The sequence below is a fragment of the Streptomyces canus genome, assembly GCF_041435015.1.
Lineage (GTDB): Bacteria > Actinomycetota > Actinomycetes > Streptomycetales > Streptomycetaceae > Streptomyces > Streptomyces canus_G.
Map to the genome: position 1 here is coordinate 9,830,576 of NZ_CP107989.1, position 19,992 is coordinate 9,850,567.

General features: G+C 70.2%; 19 protein-coding genes and 5 pseudogenes. 12 read left to right on the top strand and 12 right to left on the bottom strand.

The window, feature by feature from the left end; translation table 11 throughout:
• Positions 1–352: 352 nt before the first annotated feature.
• Both OG841_RS44775 and OG841_RS44780 read right to left on the bottom strand, forming a co-directional pair.
• Positions 353–1,940, bottom strand: a pseudogene (locus OG841_RS44775) (beta-galactosidase); the annotation flags it as partial.
• Positions 1,941–2,078: 138 nt separating this feature from the next.
• A pseudogene (locus OG841_RS44780) lies at positions 2,079–2,666 on the bottom strand (carbohydrate ABC transporter permease); the annotation flags it as partial.
• 178 nt (positions 2,667–2,844) lie between these two features.
• On the opposite strand from OG841_RS44780, the gene OG841_RS44785 reads away from it, so the two are divergent.
• The 6 genes from OG841_RS44785 to OG841_RS44810 all read left to right on the top strand — a co-directional run bounded on the left by OG841_RS44785 (position 2,845) and on the right by OG841_RS44810 (position 5,774).
• A complete protein-coding gene (locus tag OG841_RS44785; protein ID WP_326672201.1) occupies positions 2,845–3,339 on the top strand; it encodes a MarR family winged helix-turn-helix transcriptional regulator in 495 nt (164 codons plus the stop codon).
• A 152-nt stretch (positions 3,340–3,491) separates the two neighbouring features.
• A complete protein-coding gene (locus tag OG841_RS44790) occupies positions 3,492–4,103 on the top strand; it encodes a DsbA family protein (protein ID WP_328636102.1) in 612 nt (203 codons plus the stop codon).
• Positions 4,104–4,139: 36 nt separating this feature from the next.
• Complete coding sequence (locus OG841_RS44795; RefSeq protein WP_328636101.1) at positions 4,140–4,946, top strand: MBL fold metallo-hydrolase; 807 nt, start codon at positions 4,140–4,142, stop codon at positions 4,944–4,946.
• A gap of 2 nt (positions 4,947–4,948) precedes the next feature.
• Positions 4,949–5,359 (top strand): nuclear transport factor 2 family protein, encoded by a 411-nt coding sequence (locus OG841_RS44800; RefSeq protein ID WP_328636100.1) that lies wholly within the window; start codon positions 4,949–4,951, stop codon positions 5,357–5,359.
• Positions 5,360–5,393: 34 nt separating this feature from the next.
• The gene (locus tag OG841_RS44805; protein WP_328636099.1) at positions 5,394–5,612 is read left to right on the top strand and encodes a nuclear transport factor 2 family protein; all 219 of its coding nucleotides are present in this window, start codon (positions 5,394–5,396) and stop codon (positions 5,610–5,612) included.
• A gap of 6 nt (positions 5,613–5,618) precedes the next feature.
• Positions 5,619–5,774 (top strand): nuclear transport factor 2 family protein, encoded by a 156-nt coding sequence (locus OG841_RS44810; RefSeq protein WP_328636098.1) that lies wholly within the window; start codon positions 5,619–5,621, stop codon positions 5,772–5,774.
• Between the two features lie 190 nt (positions 5,775–5,964).
• Here OG841_RS44810 and OG841_RS44815 read toward each other — a convergent pair.
• The 4 genes and pseudogenes from OG841_RS44815 to OG841_RS44830 all read right to left on the bottom strand — a co-directional run.
• A pseudogene (locus OG841_RS44815) lies at positions 5,965–6,015 on the bottom strand (hypothetical protein); the annotation flags it as partial.
• A gap of 68 nt (positions 6,016–6,083) precedes the next feature.
• Positions 6,084–6,716: pseudogene (locus tag OG841_RS44820) on the bottom strand (sugar-binding domain-containing protein); the annotation flags it as partial.
• Positions 6,670–6,988: pseudogene (locus OG841_RS44825) on the bottom strand (NF041680 family putative transposase); the annotation flags it as partial. The pseudogenes OG841_RS44825 and OG841_RS44820, both read right to left, overlap by 47 nt.
• 58 nt (positions 6,989–7,046) lie before the next feature.
• Positions 7,047–8,021: a GlxA family transcriptional regulator gene (locus tag OG841_RS44830; RefSeq protein WP_371570048.1), complete on the bottom strand. Its 975-nt coding sequence runs from the start codon at positions 8,019–8,021 to the stop codon at positions 7,047–7,049.
• Positions 8,022–8,156: 135 nt separating this feature from the next.
• Here OG841_RS44830 and OG841_RS44835 point away from each other — a divergent pair, with 135 nt between their 5' ends.
• On the top strand, positions 8,157–8,795 hold the full coding sequence (locus tag OG841_RS44835) for an HD domain-containing protein (RefSeq protein WP_371570050.1): 639 nt from the start codon (positions 8,157–8,159) through the stop codon (positions 8,793–8,795).
• A gap of 41 nt (positions 8,796–8,836) precedes the next feature.
• Positions 8,837–9,757: an NADP-dependent oxidoreductase gene (locus OG841_RS44840; protein ID WP_328636093.1), complete on the top strand. Its 921-nt coding sequence runs from the start codon at positions 8,837–8,839 to the stop codon at positions 9,755–9,757.
• 395 nt (positions 9,758–10,152) lie between these two features.
• On the opposite strand, the gene OG841_RS44845 is transcribed toward OG841_RS44840, so the two are convergent.
• From OG841_RS44845 to OG841_RS44860, 4 genes are all read right to left on the bottom strand, one after another.
• Entirely contained in the window at positions 10,153–10,326 is a 174-nt protein-coding gene (locus OG841_RS44845) for a hypothetical protein (RefSeq protein WP_328636092.1), read from the bottom strand.
• Positions 10,327–10,956: 630 nt separating this feature from the next.
• Positions 10,957–12,114 carry an oxygenase MpaB family protein gene (locus OG841_RS44850; RefSeq protein ID WP_371570052.1) on the bottom strand — a complete coding sequence of 386 codons (1,158 nt, stop codon included), beginning with the start codon at positions 12,112–12,114 and terminating at the stop codon, positions 10,957–10,959.
• A gap of 87 nt (positions 12,115–12,201) precedes the next feature.
• On the bottom strand, positions 12,202–13,257 hold the full coding sequence (locus tag OG841_RS44855; RefSeq protein WP_328636090.1) for a polyprenyl synthetase family protein: 1,056 nt from the start codon (positions 13,255–13,257) through the stop codon (positions 12,202–12,204).
• Complete coding sequence (locus tag OG841_RS44860) at positions 13,247–13,531, bottom strand: polyprenyl synthetase (protein WP_328636089.1); 285 nt, start codon at positions 13,529–13,531, stop codon at positions 13,247–13,249. Before OG841_RS44860 ends, OG841_RS44855 begins: the two co-directional genes overlap by 11 nt.
• 522 nt (positions 13,532–14,053) lie before the next feature.
• Between OG841_RS44860 and OG841_RS44865 the strand changes: the two genes are divergently transcribed.
• Positions 14,054–15,253: an FAD-dependent monooxygenase gene (locus tag OG841_RS44865; protein WP_328636088.1), complete on the top strand. Its 1,200-nt coding sequence runs from the start codon at positions 14,054–14,056 to the stop codon at positions 15,251–15,253.
• 321 nt (positions 15,254–15,574) lie between these two features.
• Here the strand turns inward: OG841_RS44865 and OG841_RS44870 are convergent, their stop codons facing one another.
• Complete coding sequence (locus tag OG841_RS44870) at positions 15,575–15,883, bottom strand: hypothetical protein (RefSeq protein WP_328636087.1); 309 nt, start codon at positions 15,881–15,883, stop codon at positions 15,575–15,577.
• Between the two features lie 292 nt (positions 15,884–16,175).
• Positions 16,176–17,057: a LysR substrate-binding domain-containing protein gene (locus OG841_RS44875; RefSeq protein WP_328636086.1), complete on the bottom strand. Its 882-nt coding sequence runs from the start codon at positions 17,055–17,057 to the stop codon at positions 16,176–16,178.
• Positions 17,058–17,128: 71 nt separating this feature from the next.
• Here OG841_RS44875 and OG841_RS44880 point away from each other — a divergent pair, with 71 nt between their 5' ends.
• The 3 genes from OG841_RS44880 to OG841_RS44890 are packed head-to-tail and all read left to right on the top strand — an operon-like array spanning position 17,129 to position 19,685.
• Complete coding sequence (locus OG841_RS44880) at positions 17,129–18,334, top strand: thiolase family protein (RefSeq protein WP_371570056.1); 1,206 nt, start codon at positions 17,129–17,131, stop codon at positions 18,332–18,334.
• Entirely contained in the window at positions 18,331–19,026 is a 696-nt protein-coding gene (locus OG841_RS44885; RefSeq protein ID WP_365121295.1) for a 3-oxoacid CoA-transferase subunit A, read from the top strand. The genes OG841_RS44880 and OG841_RS44885 overlap by 4 nt, the downstream gene beginning before the upstream one ends.
• A complete protein-coding gene (locus OG841_RS44890) occupies positions 19,023–19,685 on the top strand; it encodes a 3-oxoacid CoA-transferase subunit B (RefSeq protein ID WP_328636083.1) in 663 nt (220 codons plus the stop codon). The genes OG841_RS44885 and OG841_RS44890 overlap by 4 nt, the downstream gene beginning before the upstream one ends.
• Positions 19,686–19,992 lie beyond the last annotated feature (307 nt).

Consider the following 19,992-nt stretch of genomic DNA (forward strand, 5'->3'; position numbering starts at 1 on the left):
GCACGGATCCGGCAGCTGGTAGGCGGTCCGGGTGAGTGGTCCCCGCCGTGGTGGGTCCACCGACGAGCCGGCGCCGGACGGGCTCAGCGGGGCTCGCGGACCACGGCGACGCCTCCCGGTGGGATGGTGACGGTTCCGGTGACCGGTGTGCCGGTGTGCCGGTGAGGAGTTCGACCCCTTCGGCAGGTGCTTCGGCGCCCTTGCCGGTGTGGTCGATGAGGAACAGGTAGTCGGCCTCCGCGCCGCGGCGCCCGACGGCCTCCATCCCGGCGGGTGCGTCGTGCTCCGGTGTGACACCGGCCTCCTGACGGATGCGGTCGAGCAGAGCGGCGAGCGTGTCCGGGTCGGGGTGGGTGCCCAGATACCAGGCGGCGCCCTTCCCGTACTGGTGGCGGGTGACGGCGGGGTGGCCGGTCAGTGGGCCGTCGGCGTGGGAGGCGACGGCCTGAGCGCCGGTGAGCTGGATGCGTTCCGACCACAGGTCGGCCGTGGCGCCCGACGCCACGTCGCCGGTCAGGCCAGTCGTCTCGCCCGGCAGCAGGGGGAAGAGCTCGTCGGTGACCACGCCGAGGACGTCGCGGAACGCGCCGGGGTAGCCACCCAGGTACACGTGGGCGTTCTCGTCGACCATGCCGCTGTGGAAGCCGACGGCCAGCGTGCCCCCGCGCTCGGCGAACCAGGGCGAGGTTCGCCGCGGCTGCCTCCGCGACCAGGTACAGCGAGGGTGCCAGGACGAGTTCGTAGCGGTCGAGGTCGAGGTCGAGGTCGAGGTCGGGGTCGTCGGGGCGTACGAAGTCGACGGCGACCCCTGGGAGGGCAGTTCCAATGCCCAGCGGGCGTCCCAGTCCCACACGATCGCCACCTGCGCGGTGCTGGTGGAGTCCCGCACCTCGGCCAACGCCCGCAGATCTGCGCCCAGTTGGACGACGTCCCGCCAGATCTGGCTGTCGGTTCCGGCATGCGGCAGCATCGCCGAGTGCCACTGCTCGGCACCCGCCTTGGCCGCACGCCACTGGAAGAACGCGACGCCGTCGGCACCGTGGGCCACGTGCGCGAGCGCGTCGCGGCGCATTTCTCCAGGCCCCTTGGCCCGGTTGACGGGCTGCCAGTTGACGGCGCCGGTCGAATGCTCCATGAGGAACCACGGCCCGCCCGCGAGCGAACGCATCAGGTCGCCGTGAAGCGCGATGTCGACCTCGGCCTCCGGGTCGTCGGACAGCAGGTAGTGGTCGTTGGAGAGGATGTCCAGCTCCGGTGCCCAGCGCCAGTAGTCGAGGGCGTCGATGGTGCGCAGGACCAGGAAGTTGGTGGTCGCGGGGATGTCCGGAGCGGCCCTGCGCAGTACGTCGCGCTCGGCGGTGCACAGGGAGAGCAGTTCGTCGGAGCAGAAGCGGCGCCAGTCGAGCTGATGGGTGGGGTTCGGGGGAGCCGCGGTGGTGCGGGGCGGCAGGATCTGGTCCCAGGAGGAGTACCACTGGCTCCAGAACGTGGTGCCCCAGGCGTGGTTGAGGGCGTCCAGGTCGTCGCCGTAGCGGGCGCGCAGCCAGGTGCGGAAGGCGGCGGCGCTGGTGTCGCAGTAGCAGGCGTCGTTGTGGCAGCCGTACTCGTTGTGCACGTGCCACATGGCGACGGCCGGGTGGTCGGCGTAGCGCTCGGCGAGCGCTACGGCGATCCGCAGCGCCGCTCGGCGGTAGACGGGGCTGCTCGGGCAGAACGTCTGGCGGCTGCCGTACGACAGTCCGCGGCCGTCCCTGTCGACCGGCAGCGCTTCCGGGTGCTTGTGGAAGAACCAGGCCGGCGGCGCTGCCGTTCTCGTGGAGCAGGTCGAGGATCTTGTCCATGCGGGCGAAGTCGTGGACGCCCTCGGCCGGTTCGAGCAGCGCCCAGGAGAAGATGCCGACGCTGACCATGGTCACCCCGGCCTCGCGCATGAGGCGCATGTCTTCGGCCCAGACCTCCTCGGGCCACTGCTCGGGGTTGTAGTCACCTCCGTAGGCGATTCCAGGAATGCGAAGACGGCGTGCGGTACTCACTGGTGGTGCTCCGGGGGGTGTAGGGGAGGGGCAAGTGGGGATGTGTCAGCCCTTGTTGGCGCCCAGGGTGAGGCCGCTGACGAACTGCCGCTGCAGCGCGAAGTACACGATCAGCGTGGGAATCGCGGTGAGCAGGGCGCCCGCGGCGACCAGGTTGGGGTCGGTGAAGTACTGGCCGGACAGGTTGTTCAGCGCCGAGGTGACCGGCATGTTGTCGCCCGTGGAGATCAGGACCAGCGCCCAGAAGAAGTCGTTGTAGATCCAGATGGACAGCAGGGTGGCCAGGGCGGCCATCGCGGGCTTGCACAGCGGCAGCACGATCTGCCAGTACAGGCGCCAGACGGAGGCGCCGTCGACGAGGGCGGCCTCGGTCAGTTCGTGCGGGAGCGAGCGCATGTAGTTGGCGAGCACGAAGGCGCAGAAGCTGGACTGGATCGCCACGTGGATGAGGACCAGGCCGAGGGCGGAGTCGTACAGCTTGCCGCTCGTCGTGATGCCGGGCAGGTCGATGAACAGGTACATGCGGTACAGCGGGGTGATGATGACCTGCTGCGGCAGCAGGTTGCCGGCGGTGAAGACCAGCAGCAGGAAGATGTTCAGGCGGAAGTCGAAGCGGGAGACGTAGAACGCGACCCTCCCGATCTACCGCAGCACGGACAAGGGCAACTCCTTCAACTGAACGGTTTGGCGAGGGGGCTCCTGCCCGCTCGGGATCGCGATGCGAACCGGGTGGCAGGAGGCCCCGGGGCGCCGTCCCCTGCGTACGTGATCGGTACGGTGGTACCGGGACGACGAGAGGGGCAGCGGGGTCGTGGATGAGGAAGCGGAGATCAGGACGGCGAAGGAGGCCGCCGACCATGAGCTCATCCTGGCGTTCGGGCGGCTGCAGGGGGCGGCGAACCGGCTGGAGTACATCCTCGGCCGGGCCCTCGAGGTGGAGTGCGGCATCAGCCATCTGGTCTTCGAGGTACTGCTGATCCTCGGTCGGGCGAGTGAGCCGGGGCTCCCCATGCGGGCCGTCGCACAGGAGCAGGTCCTGACCACCGGCGGCGCCACCCGGCTGGTGGATCGCATGGAGACGGCTGGTCTCGTGACGCGTGTGGAGTCCCCTGACGACCGGCGCGGAAAGCTGGTGCGGCTGACCCCGCTGGGCGAGGAGACGGCCGTACGCGCTGCCAGGGTGCACCTGGAGAACATCAAGCGGTACTTCGTGGAGCCCCTCCCGGAGGCCGACCGCGAGCGGTTCGCGGAGGATCTGCGCATCCTCAGCCACACGGCCCGGGACGTACTGCCTCGACTTCCCTGATCTGCGGACCGGCGGCAGCGCAGATGTAATGGCAATGAGTGCTCGCATGTGTCCCAGATCACACGAGTCGAGAAATATCTGATGAGTCAGTTACTGTTTGATCAGGTGAATCGCTCGCAGTCGGCGGGCGCCCCTCTCTGCCGAGGTCCTCGATGAAGCTCGTCTACGTCTTCGACGCCTATTGCGGCTGGTCGCACGGATTCACCGCGACCCTGCGCGAGATCACCACGCGCCACCCCGACCTGCCGGTCGAGGTCGTCTCCGGCGGTCTGTTCACCGGCGGGCGCCGGGTCCCGATCCGCGAGTTCGGCTACGTCCAGGGGGCCAACGCCCAGATCGCCGAGCAGACCGGCGCCACGTTCGGCCAGGCCTACGAGCGGCTGATCGCCGACGGTTCGTTCGTGATGGACTCCGAGGCCGCCGCCCGTGGCGTCGCAGCCGTGCGTCAGGTGGCCCCCGACCGCGCGGCGGAGCTGGCCACGGCCTTGCAGCACGCCTTCTACGTCGACGGCCTGAGCCTGTCGGAGGCGACCACGTACCGGACGGTCGCCCAGGCGACCGGGCTCGACGCGGATGCCGTCGTCGCCGCCTTCGAAGCGCCAGAGGCGCAGACTGCGGCCCGCGCCGACTTCCGCCGCGCCGCCGAGCTCGGTGTCTCCGGCTTCCCCACCCTCCTCGCCGTCGACGGCGAGCACGTCGTCCCCCTGGTCCGCGGGCACGCCACCGCCGACGAGGTGGACCGGCGTCTCGCACACCTCAACTGACCCCGCAACCCTCCACCCCTCCAAGGAGCCCCGAGCATGAGCGCCCTCGACTTCACGATCCTCGACCTCGACTTCCCCGCCGGATCCAAGAACAAGACCGCCACCCTCGTCACCGGCGAGACCGACGCCCTGCTGGTGGACGCCGCGTTCACCCGTGCCGACGGACACCGCCTGGCCGCCGCGGTCCTCGACTCCGGCAAGAAGCTCACCACCGTCTTCGTCTCCCACGCCGACCCCGACTTCTACTTCGGCGCCGAGGTGATCGCCGACGCGTTCCCCGACGCGACGTTCGTCGCCACCCCGATCGTCATCGAGCACATCCAGCACTCCTACGAGGGCAAGCTGAAGGCGTGGGCGGCCCTCGGCCCCAACCTCCCCACCCGCCTGGTCGACCTCGAACCGCTCACCGGCGACCTCACCCTGGAGGGCCACCGCTTCGAGCTCAAGGGCGGCCCGGCGGCTCTGCCCGACCGCCATTACCTGTGGCAGGCCGAGCACCGCGCCCTGCTCGGCGGCGTCCTGCTGTTCCAGCAGGAGCACGTCTGGGTCGCCGACACCGCCACCCCCGAGTCCCGCGCGGCCTGGATCGACCTGCTGGACGAGATGGCCGCCCTCGACCCGCAGCTCGTCGTCCCCGGCCACCGCCTGCCCGACACCGCCGCCGACGCCTCCGCCATCACCGCCACCCGCGACTACCTGCTCGCCTTCGAGGAGGAACTCGGCAAGGCGGCCGACGGCGCCGCGCTGACCGAAGCGCTCATCGCGCGCTACCCGGACAACGGCATGCTGATCGCCGCCCAGATCGGAGCGAAGGTCGCCAAGGGCGAGATGAAGTGGGGCTGACCATGAGCGAGTTCGCCACCTCCACCGCACCCGCCGACGTCGTACGGCGCCAGTATCTGGCCTCGGCCGCCGGGGACCTGGAAGCGCTACGGGCCACCCTCGCGCCCGACGTCGAGTGGACCGAGATGGCCGGCTTCCCGCTGGCCGGCACCTATCGCACCCCAGACGGCGTCACGTCCAACGTCATGGAACAGCTCGGCAAGGACTGGGAGAACTGGACCGCCCACGACGACACCTACGTCGTCGACGGCGAGAACGTCGTCGTCCTGGCCCGCTACACCGCCGTCAACAAGGCCACAGGCAAGGGGATCGACGTACGCGTCGCGCACCACTTCGTCGTACGCGGCGGACTCATCGTCCGCTTCGAGCAGTTTGTCGACACCGCACTCGTCCGCGACGCCATGACCGACTGACGTGTTGCATACCACCACAAGGCAGGAGATGCGCATGTCGGCTGAGGACAACAAGGCGTTGGTGGTCGCCTTCTATCAGCAGGCGTTCAACGACTACCAGCCGGAACAGGCCACTGAAGCCCACCTCGGTGAGACCTACATCCAGCACAACCCCGAGGCGCAGGACAGTCCGCAGGCGTTCGTCGGCTATGTCCACTGGCTGCGCGGGCAGTTTCCCGACCTGCGCCTGGACATCAAGCGCGCGGTCGCCTAAGGGGACATGGTGGTCACCCACAGCAACCTGCACCTCAAGCCCGGCGACCGTGGCATGGCCGTCGCGGACTTCTGGCGCGTCGTCGACGGGAAGATCGTCGAGCACTGGGACGTGATCCAGGAGGTGCCGGAGAAGAGCGCCAACGACAACACGATGTTCTGACTCCGCGGTGGCATCCGCGCCGTGATCGGGTGCGGATGCCCCTTGGGTCTTCGGCCCGACGAGGGAACGGCCCCCCCGCGCGACGTAGCTTCGCACGCCGTGCATCCGGACCTCGGCCGTCCTCCCAGCAGAGGGACGGCCTTTCGTCGTGGCCCTTGCCCCGGACGGGGGTGTCCTCGTGCTGGCCGAAGCCGGTGAAGGAGAAGGGGTCGCCGTTGATGAGGAAGTCGGTGCCGCGCACCTCGACGGTCGGACACCGAAGGGCTGGGTGCAGCTGTCGACGGTCTCGCGGGCCACGGCCAACTCCACGACGAGGTCATGGAGATAAGCCGCGCCCGGCTGCCAGAGCGTGACGTCCTCGATGCGCAGGGCGCCCGCGGGGCCTTCACCTTCCGCGACGGTTCGGCCGGCCTCGTCCACCGCGCACACCCGCACGGTGAGCGCGTCGGTGCGCTCGCCGGCGCGCTCCACGCGGTAGCCGACGGTACCGGCCGCGCCGTCCCGTCCGGTCACGACGGTGACGTCCTCGACGAAGGTCGTCGGCGTGCTGTCCATGCGGACCGGGCGGCCGATGCACGCGTAGTTGTAGAAGTCGTGCAGATACGACTGCCGTTCGCGGCCGTCGGGGCCGGTCGTGACGGTGCCGGGCGGGATCGTCACGTTCGTCAGCCGGTGGTCGATACCGACCGTCAGCCGGAACTCGGCCCCGGGCTCCACGACACCGGTCAGGTCCGCCTCGAACGGTGTGCAGCCGCCGGTGTGTTCGGCCACGAGCCGCTCGTCCCCGTAGATCTGCGCGGCGTAGGTGACCGAGCCGAAGCGCAGGGCCACGCGCTCGCCGGTCCAGCCGCGCGGGACGCGTACCTCGCGGTGGTACCAGACGACCCCGACGTGATCACGGATCTCCGGGTCCACGAACAGGTCGTTGTAGCCGGCGGGCACGGGGACTTCGAGCGGCGGGGCCAGTCGTGACGCCCAGGGGGTGGCACCGGCCCGGGTGCGTGCCGGGAGCGAACCGCCACAGGCCGTTTCTGAACCCCCGGCGGACCCGGGCGGGGGTGAGCCGGCCGGGCTCGCCCACTTCTCCCCAGAGCTGCGGAGATCCGCGGCAAGTGGCCGGGCAAAGCGGAGTCGGGTGTGGGCGGCGACGACCAGCCAGGCCCACCGGTCCGCCGCCTCGGGAGTACGGAGCTCTGGGCGGTCCAGCCCAGCACGACGGGGCGGCAGCCACAGCGACGCACCCGCACCGACGCTGTCGCCGCCGCCCGGACGCTACCCGGCCTGTTCGCGCCGCGCGGTGGCGAATCGGCGCTGGTAGGCGGCGGGACTGATGGACAACTCGCGGGCGAAGACGCGGCGCAGGCTCTCGTAGCTCGGGAAACCGGCCATGGACGCCGTCTGTGTGGCGGTGTACCCCTGATCCGGAAGGGACTTCGCGATGTCGAAGCGGATCGACTCGACGTACCGGGCCGGCGTGGTGCCCAGCTCCTCGCGGAACAGCCTGGTGAGGTGACGCGTACTGACGTTGAGTCGCCCCGCCAGGTCGGCCAGGGAGTAGGGTCCGGCCGGGTCCGCCGTGACCAGGTCGACGACCCGGCGCAGGGCGGGCGAGCGGGGCGGTGGGCCCTGCAGGGGAGCGGAGAACTGCGATTGTCCGCCCGATCGATGCAGGTAGACCACCAGGGACCGGGCCACCTGCCGACTGATGTCGGGGCCGTGGTCCTCCTCGACGAGAGCGAGCGCGAGGTCGATGCCCGCTGTGACGCCCGCCGACGTGTAGACAGTGCCGTCGCGCACATAGATGGCGTCCGGCTCGACGAGGGCCTTCGGGTGCCGGGCGGCGAGTTCGCCGGTGATCTTCCAGTGGGTCGTCGCCCGCCTGCCGTCCAGAAGGCCCGTTGCGCCGAGGACGAAGGCACCGGAGCACACCGAGGCGACTCGGCCGGCGCGGGCCGCGAGATCCCTGGCCGCTTCGGCGAGTTCGCGCGTGACGGGGGTCCTGGGATAGACGTCTCCACCTGGGATCAGGAACGTGTCGGGGTCCGGCTGCGTGGCGGTGCCGCCGTCGACGGCGATCCGCATGCCGATCGAAGAGGTGACGTCGGCGCCCGTCGTCGACACCAGGGCGATCCGGTAGTCGGCGCCGAGCAGGTTCGCCTCCCCGAACACCTCGGCGGGACCGGCGACGTCCAGCAGCTTGACGCCGTCGTAGACGAGGACGGCCACCCGGTGCGGGTCGGTGCTCACGGGCCCACCCTGGAATGACCGGATTCGAGGGGTTCATGGCCCGACGGAGGCGGCGCCGCGGACCGTGCGGTCGGCACGGTGGAGAACGGACGCACGGTCCCCTCGTAGCGCATCGCATCGGAAAGCAGGGACGTCATGACGGACATCATCGCAGGGGTGGAGATACCCAAGACATCGGCTGTCAGGGAAGCCACGGAATTTCTTCGGGAGAGGACGAACCCCCTGATCTTCCACCACTCCCGGCGGGTATTTCTCTTCGGCTCTCTGCACGCGCGGACAAGGGACCTTCGACCCGATCCCGAGTTGCTCTACATCTCGGCGATGTTCCATGACGCGGGCCTGATGATCCCGTTCTCCGAGACGCAGCAGCGCTTCGAACTGGACGGCGCCGACCATGCACGGAAGTTCCTGCTCGACCGCGGGTTTTCCGAGAGCGCCGCCGAGGTGGCCTGGAAGGCGATCGCCCTGCACACGACGCCGGGGATTCCCGGCCGCATGGAGCCCGAGGTCGCCGCCACCAACTACGGCGTGCTGACCGACGCCATCGGCTGGGGGATGGACAGACTGGAAGTCGACCAGATGGACGAGATCGTCGCCGTTCACCCGCGCGGCGATTTCAAGAAGGAATTCCTTCAGGCATTCGTCGACGGCCTCAGAAACCGCCCTGACACCACCTACGGGACGGTCAACGCGGATATTCTGGAACACTTCGTTCCCGGTTTTCGCCGTACATCCATGGTGGAGCGCGTCATCGGCGCTCCCTGGCCGCGATGACTTGCACGGCCCACTCTCCACACACCCAGAAAGGAACGCTCATGCGAGCCATCACCGTCCGGGATCGCGAGGCCGGGCTCAAGGGGTTGACCCTGGAGGATCTTCCCCACCCCCATGCCGCCGAGAACGATGTCATCGTCCGGGTGCACGCTGCCGGCTTCACCCGAGGCGAGCTCGACTGGCCCGCGACCTGGACCGACCGTGCCGGCCGCGACCGCACGCCGAGCGTGCCCGGCCACGAGGTCTCGGGGGTGGTGACGGAACTCGGGTACGGAACCACCGGCCTCACCATCGGCCAGCGAGTCTTCGGACTGACCGACTGGACCCGCAACGGCTCGCTCGCCGAATACGTCGCCGTGGAAGCCCGCAACCTCGCCCCGCTCCCCGCCGACGTCGACCACACGGCGGCCGCCGCACTGCCGATCTCCGGACTGACCGCCTGGCAAGGCCTGTTCGACCACGCCCGTCTCACCACCGGCCAGACCGTCCTGGTCCACGGAGCCGCCGGCGGCGTCGGCTCGATCGCCGTCCAGCTCGCCCACGAAGCAGGAGCCCGCGTGGTCGGCACGGGCCGCTCCGCCGACCGGGACACCGTCCTCGACCTGGGCGCGCACGCGTTCCTCGACCTGGAAACCGACCGGTGGGAAGACACCGGCCAGGTCGATGTCGTGTTCGACGTGATCGGCGGCGACATCCTCGACCGCTCGGCCGCCCTCGTACGCCCCGGCGGCACGCTCGTCAGCATCGCCCATCAGCCCACCGTGCGCCCCGACGACGGGCAGACCGTGTTCTTCGTCGTGGAACCCGACCGCGTACGCCTCGCCGACCTCGCCGGGCGTCTGCGGGACGGCCGGCTGCGGGTGCGCGTCGGTGAGGTGCGGTCGCTTGCCGACGCGCCCGCCGCTTTCACCTCGCGACAGCGTGTCCCCGGCCGCACGATCATGCGGGTCGCCGAGGACTGAGAGCGGCAGGGGCGATGTAGTCGGCGGCGTCCAACGGTACGGCCACTCCTGCCGCCGGAGTCACTCGCCCGTGTGGGAGAGTTCGATGTCGTGGCCGTCCGCACCCGAGCCGTGCATGGTCACCTGGGTGGCCTTCGGCGGGTCGCCGGACGCCGTGACGTGTACTCGCCGCCGTCGAGGTCAGCGAGCCGACGGAGACGGCATCGAAGTCGGACGGCTTCGATCAACCGGCTGGGGCTGCGGTCGGAGCCGGTCGAGTTGATGACCGGCCTCGCCGGCGGCCTGAACTGGAACGAAGAGGAGCCGACAAGCAGGGAGGAGTTCCCACCAGTACGGCGTGATCGGCCATCAACCCTGAGCCCCTGCCGCAGATGCCGCCAGAACGGGCCGGGCTCTCACAGGAGCAGTTGGACCTGCTGCGCACCGGAACCCTCGCGTTGAGCGCTCAGGCCTCCGCGCGTGACCGTGCGCACGATCGCTGCCTGGCCGCCGACTCGGATCCGGTGTCCCGTGCGGTCGCGGTGGGCGGTCGCTGTGATGGTGGACGGGCTGCCGAGGTGATCACCCATGTCGACAGCGAGGCGGTGTGTGCCGAACCCGGCAGCATGCGCTGCCAGGCAGGCCGTGCTGTTGGCGTTGGCGATGTCCTAGGGGACGCCGATCGACGGGGCGAACATCCGGGCTGCTGCTCGGCCGTGTCGGTCCGGGGGCGAGTAGGCGTAGCAGCCCGGCAGACCGCGGTCACAGGTTGCGCGCAACAGGGTTAAGTCCGGTGTGAGTTCGGCCAGTGCGGCGCGGGATCGGATAGGCAGCAGAAGCCTCGGCCGCCCGTTCGACGCCACGCGGGCGTCGCCGACGACCGCGTCCTCCGTCAGTCCGAGGCCGCCTGCGACTGCCCTCAGTTCGGTTCCACCGGCGCTACGCAGGCTGACCGGGCCCGGGTCGAACGACGCCGTCAGGCCGTCACCGTTTCGGCTTGCCCGACCGTCGAAACTGCGGTGGGCCGTACGCAGGACGGTGCGGTTGACGCGACCGGAGAGCGACTCTCCGACCCTTGATCACGATCTCGCGCGCGGTGCTTCCAGCTCGCTTGTCATGCGACAGATCGGCGGGGACACGGCCAATGCCGCGACTCAAGCGGGCATCGCGCCGGAGACCGGGGTGACGCCCATCGCGACAGAACTGCCCGGGGCGGGGCGTCAGACAGTGCTGGTCGGTGGGGTCCACCGGTGGGGGCGGGGTACGACGCCGGTGATGCCGTAGTCCTTCTTGAGTGTCTCGGGGATCGCGTAGTGCATGACGCGTCCACGGGTGAGGGAGGACAGCTCGAGGACCGTGGTGAGGTGGCCGAGGCGGTCCAGGGCCCAGGCGCCGAGCGGGGAGCGGTCCTCGATGGTCTCCAGGACGCCGAGGAGGTGCGGCACTGCCTTGACGAGGGTGTCCCATGAGGTGCGCGGCACGTGGAGCCAATCGGCGCAGGTGTCGCCGATGAGGTGGCGGATGAGGGCGGAGACGATGGGGTCGAAGAAGGTGCCGGGCACCACCTCCTCGTAGAGGTCGATCAGCTGCTTGGTCAGATGGGCGCCCTCCTCGGAGGGCCCCATGTGCCGGACCATGTACAGGTCGAGGAACCGGCGCGCCTCGTCGAGGTTTCGGGGGACGGCGTCCTGGTCGACGCCCAGCATGGCGCCGACGACGCGCCACGCGTAGTAGTACGCTTCCGCGCCCTCGGTCGACATGTGGATGCCGAGTCGGTGCAGGCTGTCCAGGACGAGCAGGGAGAAGAACATCTGCCCGCCGATCATGTCCTCCTGGCAGATCGGCGTCCCGAGCGCCGCGGTGTCCCAGCGGTTCTCGCGGGTGAGGTGGTGGCGGATGGAGGCGTGCAGAAGGCGCACCTTCTGGGCGGCCGGGATGAAGCGGCTGCCGGCCTCGAACGCGTCGGGCTGCATCAGATGGACGGTGAACTGCCCGGTCTCCGCCATCCGTTTGGACGGGTACTTCAGGCCGTGACTGGCCGACAGCAGCTTCGCCACGTGCGGGACGACGTAGCAGGCGGGCATCGAGGCGAAGGACAGCGCGGTGGAGATGTGCACGTTGTTGTCGATGAAGAACAGCCGGGCCTTCTCCATCTCCGCCCAGTCCACCCAGGACGGCGGGGTGCGGGTGGCTTCGAGGTACTCACGCGCGACGTCGGGAAGCCCCTCCGGCAGGGGAGCGCCGGCGGTGGAGACGTACCGCATCAGGGTGTTGTACGTACCCACTTCCCCGCGTGCGAAGAGCTCGGCGACAGTGGCATCGGCGAGTTCGTCCCCGGTTCGCCGCAGGGCGTCCAGCGATGCGTCGGTGTGGGCCATGGCAGGGTTCCTCGTCTTCCTCTGGAACGTCCACGACAGGCGGAAGGGCCGGCTGCCGGGGTGGTGGCTCGTGCTGGACGCGAGAGGTCAGGACAGGCGTACCGCCGCGGAATGCGCCAGCGCGGTCAGTCCGCCGGCGGCGTGCGCCGGTAGGTCCAGCTCGTGGAGGGCGCCGAGAGCCTCCTCGACCCGTGCCCCGATCATGCTCTCGATGCGGTCGGGCGCTTTGAGCCGGCGCATCACCTCGCGCACCGTGTCCAGCCCCTTCCCGTCCGGGTCGTCCCGGCCCAGCAGCGTGTGCAGCAACTCCCGGTCCGCGTCGCCGGCGAGACGCCATGTCTCCGCCAGCAGCGCGGTGGGCCGTCGGCCGCGCACATCGTCGGCATTGGCCTTGCCGGTGAGCTCGGGGTCTCCGAACAGCCCGAGCAGGTCGTCCCGCAGCTGGAACGCCTCGCCCAGAGGCAGTCCGTACGCGGAGTAGCCCTCGCGCAGCCGCACGCCCGCGCCGGCCAGCGCACCACCGATCAACAGGGGCTGCTCCACGGTGTACTTGGCGGTCTTGTACCGGATCACCTTCAGCGACGCCTCGGTGTCCGGACCGGCACCGGTACGCAGGATCTCCAGACACTCGCCCGCGATCAGCTCTCGGGCCATCACCGCCCACAACGGGCGGGCCCGGACGAGATAGGCGGCGGGCAGACCACTGGCGGCGAACAACTGCCCGGCCAGCGCCATCAGCAGGTCTCCCACCAGCATCGCCAACGACCGCCCTGCGGCATCGGCGTCGGGGCGAGTCCCCACGGCCCCGCGCAGGGCGACGTGGGTCGAGGGTCGCCCGTGCCGCAGCGGGCTGTCGTCGATGAGGTCGTCGTGCACGACCGCGGCGGCATGCACCAGTTCCATCGAGGCGGCCGCCCGCACCAGCGCGTCGCTGTCCGGCTGCCCCACCGCCCGCCACCCCCAGTAGCAGAACGCCGCCCGCAGCCGCTTGCCGTGTGCGACCGCCGCCTCCAGCCTCTCGGCCACGGCACCGAGCATCGGATCGACCGCCGCGAACTCGTCGGCCTCCCGGGCGACGAACTGCCGCAGCACCTCGTCCACGCGGGCCTTGAACAGGGCCGGCTCCCACCGCTCATACGCCACCGGCGGCCCTCCGGGCCAGGGCACGCTGGGCGAGGATCTCCAAGTGGGCCGGGGGAGCGGCCGTATACCGGTCCAGCACCAGACGCCCACGCGCCACGAGTTCGCGCTCTGCCTCCCCGGCCAGCTCGGTGGCATCCGACCGGCGCAACAGCCCTCGCACCGTCCCCAGTGCCGACCCCACTGTGCTCACCGCCAGATCAGCCAGGCCGGCAGCCAGCAGGAGTGCCTGGCTGTCGCTGTTCAGGCCTCCGCGCGGTTCCGCTTCTCGCGTCACGCCGTCTCCCTCGTCCGTCGTACGGCCAGGCGGCCCTGGGCGCACACCGCCACTCCGAGCATCGCGGCACACAGGATGCGACCGTGGAAGAACTCACGATCGAGTGATCCCACCGCTCTACCGTGCGGATCCAGCGGTTCGCTCCGAAGAGATCCCTCGGCGGCGTACCTTGCCGCCGCCCGAGCAGCGCTGGGGCGGCCGGCCGCCGACCTGTGATGTCGGACCGACGGCGTTGGCGGCGCTGCACAGCGTTTCGGCGCGTGGTGCGAGGGTCCCGAGGCGCCACGGCGGCAGGCCGATCGCATGCCGGTGCGCCGGTGTGCGCCGGTGTGCGCCGGACCAGATCGGCCAGGGTCAGCTCGGTGTTGTCGGGGTCAAAGGCGAACAGCAGATCCCAGAGTCGGGAGCTGACAGTGCGTCCCGGCTCGTTCGCACGAGGCATGGGCGTTCTGTCAGTGCGTACTTTGCCGAACGTAGGCAACCAGTCACCACCTCGCCAGAGGCCAACGGGAGTGAAGGAGCATGATGGCTACGGAAGCAGGTCCCAGGATCGCGATCCTCGGCGGCGGCATCGGAGGCCTCGCTGCCGCGGCCTTCCTCCGCGACAAGGGCTTCCACAGTGACGTCTACGAGCAGGCGGCAGCCCTCACCGAGGTCGGTGCCGGCCTGGTGATCGCCCCCAACGCCGCCCGCCTGCTCCGGCGTCTCGGCGTGCTGGACCGGTTCATCGAGCGCGCGGTGCGGATGGAGATCGGCTGGGAGTTCCGGCGCTGGGAGAACGGCACCGTCCTGTCCGCGGAGAACCTCCAGGACGGCTGCAAACGCCTGTACGGCGAGCACACCTATACCGCCCACCGCGCCGACCTGCTGAATGCCTTGAGGTCGGCCGTCCCCGAGCACTCGCTCCATCTCGGCAGGCGCTGCGTCTCGGTCGAGTTCGAAGGCGGCCAGGCGGTGCTGCGGTTCGAGGACGGCGAGACCGTGCGCCCGGACATCCTCATCGGAGCCGACGGAATCCACTCACGCGTGCGCAGCGCGATCGTCGGGCAGACACAGGCCAGGGAGTCGGGCATCTGCGCCTTCCGGGCCCTCGTACCGGCGCGCGAGGCACCCGAATTCGCCAGACGGCACGCCCAGACCCTCTGGATCGGCCCCGACCACCACCTCGTGCACTACCCGGTCTCCGGCGGCGACTACGTCAACCTCGTCGCCTTCGCACCGGCCGGCTCGAGCAGTGTCGAGTCGTGGACGGCCACCGCGACGCTCGGGGAACTGCTCGACGAGTTCGACGGCTGGGATCCGCGTCTGGTGGAGCTGATCAGGTCGGCCGACACACCGGGACGCTGGGCGTTGCTCGACCGCGAGCCCCTCGACCACTGGAACCGCGGCACCGCGACCCTGCTGGGTGACGCGGCCCACCCGATGTTCCCGTTCTTCGCCCAGGGCGCTGCCCAGGCGATCGAGGACGGCGCCGTCCTGGCCCTCTGTCTCGCGGAGAACCCGCACAGCCCGTTGACCGCGCTGGGACGCTACGAAGAACTCCGCCGACGCCGCACGGCACGCCTGCAGGAGGTCTCCCACGGACGGTCCCACATCAACCACCTACCGGACGGCCTCGAGCAGCAGGCCCGCGACCTGGCGTACGCGCAGGCCGACCCCCTCAGGGCGAACGGCTGGATCTACGCGTACGACCCAGAGGTCGCCGTCTCGGCCTCGGGGTGAATCGCCATTGCCCCCCCGGGCCAGACCAGGACTTCTGCCGAATCCCTGAGCATGTCGCGAAGGGCCGATCACCCACCGGCACCCGCAACCGGTAATGGGCTCGTTGTGCGAACCGTGCAGCGAGCCGGACTCAACGTCGCCTTCGGCTTGAACGGAGCAGACGCCACGCGACCGAGGGCTCCGCACGCGTCACCGGGGACCGAAGAAATGCGGCTCCCGAGGTGACGTGATGCGCGCGGCGGCTTCAGTTGGCCGGACAAGCGTGTGGCGCCACCCATCCATGGAACAGGACGGGCAGCGCCACACATCGAAACCGGAAACTTATCCGGGGAACGGCTTGCTCGCGTCGTCGTCAGCCTTGATGCACGCGTCGAGCTTCTTCTGGAGGGCGGCCGCGTCGTTGAGCGCCTTCTTGGCCGCCGCGGTCTCCCCCAGCTGCTTCAGCTTCGCGGCCTTGGTCTTGAGGCTGGCGATCTGCTGGCGCAGCTGGCTCGTGTTGCAGGTGACGGCGGCCTTGAGCGAAACCTCGCCCCGGTCGGCCGACGTGGCGGCGTGAGCGGGCACCGCGGTGATGAAGAAGCCTCCGACGATGGCCGCGGAGACGGCCAGGACGGAAAAGCGCTTGGTCATGAGTTGATTCCCCCTGTTAGGGCCTGCGTTGGTCAGAGTGGATCTTACAGACCCTTGTGACCCGTCAGTAACCGGAGGGATGAGGCCTGGGGTGGTTCGCGACCAGAGCGGGACTTCGCGGAGTTGCTGCCGCCGCTCCACCGGCACTGCCCGACGTCCGTACCGTCACACGCTTCCGTAGGTCCGTCGTGACCTGTCCGGCCGGACACGCCGTGGCCCTGCCCGACCCCGCCGGGCAGCATCAGCTGCACATGTTCAGCCACGTCGCGCCGTTCGGCGTCCGAAGTGCGTCTCAGAACATCGCCCGGATGATCCCCACGGTGCGCTCCAGGTGCGGCTCGGAGCGGTCCGCGCGGTGGGCCACGGCCAGTTCCACACGTGCGTCGGCCCCGGTCAGCGGTCGGTAGGCGACGCCGTCGAGTGCCAGCGCTGTCACGGGTTCGGGCACGACGGCGACGCCGAGGCCGCCGGCCACGAGCGTGACCAGTGTCGAGGTCTCGCCGACCTCGTGGCGGATGCGCGGCTCGACGCCCGCGTCGCGCAGCAGGCCGAGCACGACGTCGTACATCACCGACCGGCGGTCGGCGGAGTGCACGATCAGGTCGGCACCGGCCAGGTCGGCTGCCCGCAGTCGTTTCCTGCGGGCGAGCGGGTGGTCGGCCGGTACGGCGACGACGAGCCGGTCCCGGCGCAGCGTGTGCACGGTGAGGGAGAGGTCGGCGGCCACAGGACGCAGCAGTGCGACGTCGATCGCGCCGGTGCGCAGCGCCTCGACCTGGTCGGGCGCGAGCATCTCGCCGCGGAAGGAGAAGTCGACGCCGGGAAGGTCCTCCGTGAGCCGTCGCGACAGCGCGGGCAGAACGCTGTACGTCGCCGAGCCCACGCACCCGAGCGCGAGGTGGCCCACCGATCCGGCGGCGACGAGCCGTGCGAGCTGACCGGCCTCGTCGACGTCGGCGAGGATCGCGCGCGCCCGCTCGAGGTAGGTCCGGCCGGCCTCGGTGAGGTCGACGCGGCGTGTGGTGCGGTGCAGCAGCTGTACGCCGAGTTCGGTTTCGAGCTGGCGGATCTGCTGGGACAGCGGCGGCTGGGCCATGTGGAGCCGCTCGGCGGCACGACCGAAGTGGCGCTCCTCGGCCACCGCCACGAAGTACCGCAGGTGGCGCAGATCCATATGTCGTCCATATCAATCGGCTCGGATATGCGTACTTCAGAATATCGCGGACCGGGATTAGCGTGGCTGTCATGAGTGCTTTCCTCTACTCCGCCACCCGCACGCCGTTCGGCCGCTTCAACGGCGCGCTGGCCGGGGTGCGCCCCGACGACCTCGCCGCCGCCGCGATCACCTCGACGCTGGCCCGGGTGCCGGGTCTCGACCCCGCCGCGATCGACGACGTGGTGTGGGGCAACGCCAACGGCGCCGGCGAGGACAACCGCAACGTCGGCCGCATGGCGGCGCTGCTCGCCGGGCTCCCGGTGAGCGTGCCCGGCACCACGGTCAACCGGCTGTGCGGGTCGAGCCTCGACGCGGCGATGACGGCGAGCCGCACGATCGAGTCCGGAGACGCCGAGGTGGTGCTGACCGGCGGCGTGGAGTCCATGACGCGGGCGCCGTGGGTGCTGCCGAAGTCGGCGAAGCCGTTCCCGGCCGGCGATGTCACCGCGGTCTCGACCACGCTCGGCTGGCGGCTGGTCAACCCGCGGATGCCGAAGGAGTGGACGGTCAGCCTCGGCGAGGCCAACGAGCAGCTCCGGGAACGCTTCGGGATCTCCCGCGAGCGGCAGGACGCGTTCGCCGCCCGCTCCCACCAACTTGCCCACGCAGCTTGGGAGTCGGGCTTCTACGACGACCTGGTGGTGCCGGTCGAGGGCGTCGACCTGGCCCGCGACGAGGGCATCCGGGCCGGATCCACGCCGGAGGTGCTGGCGGGGCTCAAGCCGGTCTTCCGTACGGCGGAGCAGGGCGGCACCATCACCGCGGGCAACGCCAGCCCGCTCAACGACGGTGCCTCCGCGGTGCTGTTGGGCAGCGCGAAGGCCGCGGCCGCGATCGGGGCCGACCCGATCGCCCGGATCGCCGGCCGGGGTGTGATGGCGTTGGAGCCACAGGCCTTCGGCTACGCCCCCGTTGAGGCCGCGAACCGTGCGCTGGCCCGGGCCGGGATCGGCTGGGACCAGGTGGGCGCGGTCGAGCTCAACGAGGCCTTCGCCGTGCAGTCGCTCGCCTGCGTCGACGCGTGGAAGATCGACCCCGCCATCGTCAACCAGAAGGGCGGCGCCATCGCGATCGGGCACCCGCTGGGCGCCTCGGGCGGCCGCGTCCTCGCCACGCTGGCCAAGGTGCTGCGCGAGACGGGGCAGCGCTACGGCGTCGCCGCGATCTGCATCGGGGTCGGTCAGGGCCTGGCCGTCGTACTCGAGAACTGCGCTGTCACGGGGTCGGGCCGATGAGCCGCGCGGAGATCCTCGAAAGCACCGACGCCGCGGTCGCCGGGATCGAGGACGGCTCCACGATCCTCGTCGGCGGCTTCGGCCTGGCCGGGATGCCGTTCGATCTGATCGAGGCCCTCATCCGGCAGGGTGCGAAGGACCTCACGATCGTGTCCAACAACGCCGGCAACGGCGACGTCGGGCTGGCCGCGCTGCTGGCCGCAGGCCGGGTGCGCAAGGTGCTCTGCTCCTTTCCGCGCCAGGCGGACTCCTGGGTCTTCGACGGCCTCTACCGCGAGGGGAAGATCGAGCTCGAGGTGGTGCCGCAGGGCAACCTCGCCGAGCGGATGCGCGCGGCCGGTGCCGGCATCGGCGCGTTCTACTGCCCGACCGCGGTCGGCACACCGCTCGCCGAGGGCAAGGAGGAGCGGGAGATCGACGGCCGCAGGTACCTGCTGGAATACCCCATCAAGGGCGACTACGCGCTGATCGGCGCGCACGTCGCGGACGCGATGGGCAACCTCGTCTACCGGAAGACGGCCCGCAACTTCGGGCCGGTCATGGCCACGGCCGCCACGACGACCATCGTCCAGGTCGACGAGGTCGTCGAGCCCGGCAAGCTCGACCCCGAGGCCGTCGTCACCCCGTCCATCTACGTCGACCGGATCGTCCAGGTCGAGGCCCGCCGCTACACCGTCCAGGGGGCACGATGACCACCACGCCAAACGATCAGGTGCGCGCCGACCACCGGCTCTCGATGGACGAGCTGGCCGCCGTCATCGCACGTGACATTCCGTCCGGCGCCTTCGTCAACCTGGGCATCGGGCAGCCCACCAAGATCGCCGATCATCTGCCGGCCGACTCCGGGGTGGTGCTGCACACCGAGAACGGCATGCTCAACATGGGCCCGAAGGCCGAGGGCGACGCGGTCGACCCCGACCTGACCAACGCCGGCAAGGTCCCGGTCACCGAGTTGCCGGGGGCGGCGTACTTCCATCACGCCGACTCCTTCGCGATGATGCGCGGCGGCCACCTCGACGTCTGCGTCCTCGGGGCCTACCAGGTCGCGTTCGACGGCGACCTCGCCAACTGGACCACCGGCAGACCCGAGGACATCCCCGCCGTCGGAGGTGCCATGGACCTCGCCATCGGCGCCAAGGACGTCTACGTGATGATGACGCTCTTCACCCGCTCCGGCGAACCGAAGCTCGTGCCGCACTGCACCTACCCGCTCACCGGCGTCGGCTGCGTCAGCCGCGTCTACACCGACCACGGGGTCTTCGACGTGGGCCCCGATGGCGTACGGATCCGGGAGACGTACGGCGTCAGCGCCGACGAGCTCGCGGAACGACTCGGCATCCCTCTGGCGTAGCTGTCGTTTCCGGCATTGACGGCTGCGGTCCGGTCGCTGAGCCGTCGGGGCTACGGGCCGGTTGCTCCGGTCGTCTTCGTGGATCCGATTGTGGCGGCGATGTGCCGTGCGGGGGAGTACCGCCGTCGGTTGGAGAAACGGTCCCGGGGTGGGGTGAGGGCTTCGCCGAGCCGACGGGGGAGCTGGCGGATCGCTTGCCGGAGGGGTTCGCCTTGGCGACACATGGCCAGGGGGATCGCATGCAAAAGCGTGCCGTCGTGACGCCCGTCAGTGACGCCGACCCGTTCGCCCCCGAGGTCCTCCTGGA

Coding starts and splice junctions, on each gene's coding strand:
- OG841_RS44800 (WP_328636100.1), top strand. CDS start 4,949: ATGAGCGAGTTCGCCACCTCCACCGCACCCGCCGACGTCGTACGGCGC.
- OG841_RS44790 (WP_328636102.1), top strand. CDS start 3,492: ATGAAGCTCGTCTACGTCTTCGACGCCTATTGCGGCTGGTCGCACGGA.
- OG841_RS44850 (WP_371570052.1), bottom strand. CDS start 12,114: ATGGCCCACACCGACGCATCGCTGGACGCCCTGCGGCGAACCGGGGAC.
- OG841_RS44865 (WP_328636088.1), top strand. CDS start 14,054: ATGATGGCTACGGAAGCAGGTCCCAGGATCGCGATCCTCGGCGGCGGC.
- OG841_RS44880 (WP_371570056.1), top strand. CDS start 17,129: ATGAGTGCTTTCCTCTACTCCGCCACCCGCACGCCGTTCGGCCGCTTC.
- OG841_RS44805 (WP_328636099.1), top strand. CDS start 5,394: ATGTCGGCTGAGGACAACAAGGCGTTGGTGGTCGCCTTCTATCAGCAG.
- OG841_RS44840 (WP_328636093.1), top strand. CDS start 8,837: ATGCGAGCCATCACCGTCCGGGATCGCGAGGCCGGGCTCAAGGGGTTG.
- OG841_RS44875 (WP_328636086.1), bottom strand. CDS start 17,057: ATGGATCTGCGCCACCTGCGGTACTTCGTGGCGGTGGCCGAGGAGCGC.
- OG841_RS44810 (WP_328636098.1), top strand. CDS start 5,619: ATGGTGGTCACCCACAGCAACCTGCACCTCAAGCCCGGCGACCGTGGC.
- OG841_RS44885 (WP_365121295.1), top strand. CDS start 18,331: ATGAGCCGCGCGGAGATCCTCGAAAGCACCGACGCCGCGGTCGCCGGG.
- OG841_RS44795 (WP_328636101.1), top strand. CDS start 4,140: ATGAGCGCCCTCGACTTCACGATCCTCGACCTCGACTTCCCCGCCGGA.
- OG841_RS44890 (WP_328636083.1), top strand. CDS start 19,023: ATGACCACCACGCCAAACGATCAGGTGCGCGCCGACCACCGGCTCTCG.
- OG841_RS44870 (WP_328636087.1), bottom strand. CDS start 15,883: ATGACCAAGCGCTTTTCCGTCCTGGCCGTCTCCGCGGCCATCGTCGGA.
- OG841_RS44835 (WP_371570050.1), top strand. CDS start 8,157: ATGACGGACATCATCGCAGGGGTGGAGATACCCAAGACATCGGCTGTC.
- OG841_RS44845 (WP_328636092.1), bottom strand. CDS start 10,326: ATGGGTGATCACCTCGGCAGCCCGTCCACCATCACAGCGACCGCCCAC.